Source organism: Kitasatospora sp. NPDC096077, from assembly GCF_040303245.1.
Classification (GTDB): Bacteria; Actinomycetota; Actinomycetes; order Streptomycetales; family Streptomycetaceae; genus Kitasatospora.
The window spans coordinates 1-3,417 of the sequence record NZ_JBEOSV010000141.1; the positions used below are offsets into that span (position 1 = coordinate 1).

Consider the following 3,417-nt stretch of genomic DNA (forward strand, 5'->3'; position numbering starts at 1 on the left):
CCCCTCGACCACCGCAGCCGAGAACACACCCTCCTGCCAGCCCCACTCCACCAACAACCGGCCCTCCACCACCCGGCCCACCACGTCCAGGACGTAGGGGTGCGGGTCGAGCGGGCTGGTCTCGCCGTCCTGCAGGAAGCCGGTCGCCAGGAACGGCGAGTCGTCACCGGCGCCGCCCTGGCCGTCGAACTGGCCGAGGTAGTTGAAGCTCACCTGCGGGCGGATCGCGCCCAGTTCCCCGGCCGCGGAATCCTGATCGCCGAGGAAGCGCAGGGCACCGTGGCCGATCCCACGGCCCGGCACCGCACGGATCCGCTCCTTGACCGCCTTGACCAGCACGTCCCAGTCACCGCCGGCCGGCAGTTCCACCGGGAACACCGAGGTGAACCAGCCCACCGTCCGCGAGACGTCCACACCCGCGAACAACTCCTCACGACCGTGGCCCTCCACATCCACCAGCACCCGGTCCCGACCGGTCCACTCCCCCAGCACCCGGGCCAGCACCGCCAACAGCACCTCGTTCACCCGGGTCCGGTACACCCCCGGCACCCGCTGCAACAACGCCCGCGTCGCCTCCACCGACAACCCGCCCGACACCACCCGCAAACCACCGGGCCGCGCCGCCACACCCTCCACCGGCAGACCCGGCTCAACCCCCTGGCCCACACCGGACCAGTACGCCAACTCGGAGTCAAAACCACCCGACTCCACCAACTCCCGCAGCCGATGCGCCCACTCCTGGAACGACGCCGACTTCACGCCCAGATCCACCGCGACACCGGACACCACCTGCCCGTACGCCACCGCCAGATCCTCCAGCAGCACCCGCCACGACACCCCGTCCACCACCAGGTGGTGCGCCACCACCACCAACCGCACCCCACCCACACCGAGATCGGCGGTGAGGCACCGCAGCAGCGGGCCGTCCGTGAGGTCCAGGCTGCTCTGCGCCCGGGCGACCAGGAGGTCGAACGCGGCCTGCCGCTCGTCCTCGGGCAGGGCCGTGAGGTCCTCGTGGTGCACCGGGACGGCCTCGCCGGGCTCGGACGCCTGCTGGGTCCAGCCGGTCTCCGTGCGGTGGAAACGCAGCCGCAGGCCGTCGTGGTGCGCGACCAGGGCGGTCAGCGCCGTGGCGAGGGCCGCGCGGTCCACGCCGTCCTTGAGGGTGGTGGTCATCGACATGTCGAAGTGGTGCGGGGCCGCCGGGTGGTGCTCGAAGAACCAGGCCTGGATGGGGGTCAGGCCGACCGGGCCGGTGATCGTCCGGGTGGGCGCGTGGTCCGCGTCGGGCTCGGGTGCCTGCTCGGCCACGGCCGCCAGGCCGCGCACGGTCGGGTGGTCGAAGAGTTCCCGGGTGCTGACCGCCAGGCCGGCGGCCCGGGCGCGGGCGACGACCTGGATGCTGAGGATCGAGTCGCCGCCCAGGTCGAAGAAATTGTCCTCGACCCCGACCCGCCCGACACCCAGCACCTGCGACCAGACCCCGGCCAGCACCTCCTCCACCGCGCCCACCGGCGCGGTGAACTCCTCACCGGAACCGACCACTTCGGGCTCCGGCAGAGCCCGCCGGTCCACCTTCCCGTTCGGCGTCAACGGCAACGCCTCCAGCGCCACGAACACCGACGGCACCAGGTAGTCCGGCAACACCCCGGCCATGAACTCCCGCAACCCGCCGATCCCTTCGGCCACCACGTAGGCGACCAGCCGGCGACCGCCCGTCGGACCGACCGGTGCCACGACCACGGCCTGCGACACGCCCGGAGCCGACGCCAGCACCGACTCCACCTCACCGAGCTCCACCCGGTGGCCGCGCACCTTCACCTGGTCGTCGACCCGGCCGACGAACTCCAGCTCACCACCGGCCGTCCAGCGCACCGCGTCACCGGTGCGGTACAACCGACCACCCGAACCGAACGGGTCCGCGACGAACCGCTCCGCCGTCAAACCCGGCCGACCCACGTAGCCCTGGGTGACACCGTCGCCGGCGACGTACAACTCACCCGCCACGCCCGGCGGCACCGGCCGCAGCCAACCGTCCAGCACATACACCCGGACGTTGGCAAAGGGGCGCCCGATCGAGGGGTCGGTGTCGGCGTCCGGGTCCAGGGCGGCGCTGAAGGAGGCCGCGACGGTGGTCTCGGTGGGCCCGTAGCCGTTGACCATGGTCCGCCCCCGGCCGAAGCGGGCGACCAGGCCCGCCGGGACGGGCTCGGCGCCGGCGATCAGGCTGCGCAGCTCGGGCAGTTCGACGTCCGGCAGGGTGGCGAGCGCGGCGGGCAGGATGATCGCGTGGTTCACCCGCTGCTCGACCAGGACCTGCGCCAGCGCCTCGCCCGCGAGCGGGCCGGGCGCCGGCAGGACCAGGGCGGCGCCCCGACCCAGGGCCATCAGGGTCTCCAGCAGCGCCACGTCGAAGCTGGCCGAGGCCAGTTGCAGCACCCGGTCCCCCGGCTGCACGCCGAGGAGTTCGGCGGGCACCGTGAGCAGCCCGCTCAGGCCGTGGTGCGGGACCTCGACGCCCTTGGGGCGGCCGGTGGAGCCGGAGGTGTAGATGACGTACGCGGGCTGGAGCAGCTCGATCGCCACCTCGGGCAGGCCGTCCGGCAGCTGGGTGTGCTCGGCCAGGGCCGGGTCCAGGGTGCGCACGCCCGTGGTCGCGACGGTGGCGCCGGCGGCCTCGTCGGTGATCACCAGCCGGATGCCGGAGTCGCCGACCATGTGGTCGAGCCGGTCGGCCGGGTAGGTCGGGTCGAGCGGTACGTAGACGGCGCCGGCGTGCACCACGGCCTGCATCGCGGTCAGCCAGGCGATGCCACGCGGCAGGGCGACCCCGACGCGTTCGCCCGGGCGGACGCCCTCGGCGATCAGCAGGTGCGCCAACCTGGCGGACCGGGCCTGGAGTTCGGCGTAGGTCAGGGTGTCGTCGGCGCAGACGACGGCGGGCAGGTCCGGGGTCCGCTCGGTCTGGCTGCGGAAGATCTCGGACAGGTTCAGCCGGGCGAGGTCGCGGGCGGTGTCATTCCACTGGTCGAGGACCTGGCGGCGCTGGTCGGCGCCGAGCGGGTCGAGCCGGGCCAGCGTGGTGGACTCGTCGGCGGCGACGACGCTCTCGGCGTGCCGAACCAGCCGGTCGCGCAGGCCCTCGACGGTGCTGCGGTCGAAGACGGCCGGGTCGTAGGGCAGGATCAGCTCGATCCGGTCACCGGCGTAGGCCAGCAGGTTGAGCGGATAGTTGGAGGCCTCGATCGCGCTGACGTCGCTGACGGTCAGGCCGCGTTCGGCGGCCGCGTCGATGTCCAGCGGGTAGTTCTCGAAGACGACCAGCGTGTCGAACAGGGCCTGGTCGGTGGGCAGTTCGCTGACGGCCTGGATCCGGGTGAGCGGGAGGTAGTCGAAACGCCGAGCCTCGACCTGCTC

General features: G+C 72.9%; 1 protein-coding gene. It reads right to left on the reverse strand.

Annotated features, from left to right (window positions below; genetic code table 11):
- Positions 1-3,417, reverse strand: a 3,417-nt coding sequence (locus ABTZ03_RS44095; protein WP_350518924.1) for a non-ribosomal peptide synthetase, incomplete at both ends; no start/stop codon positions are given.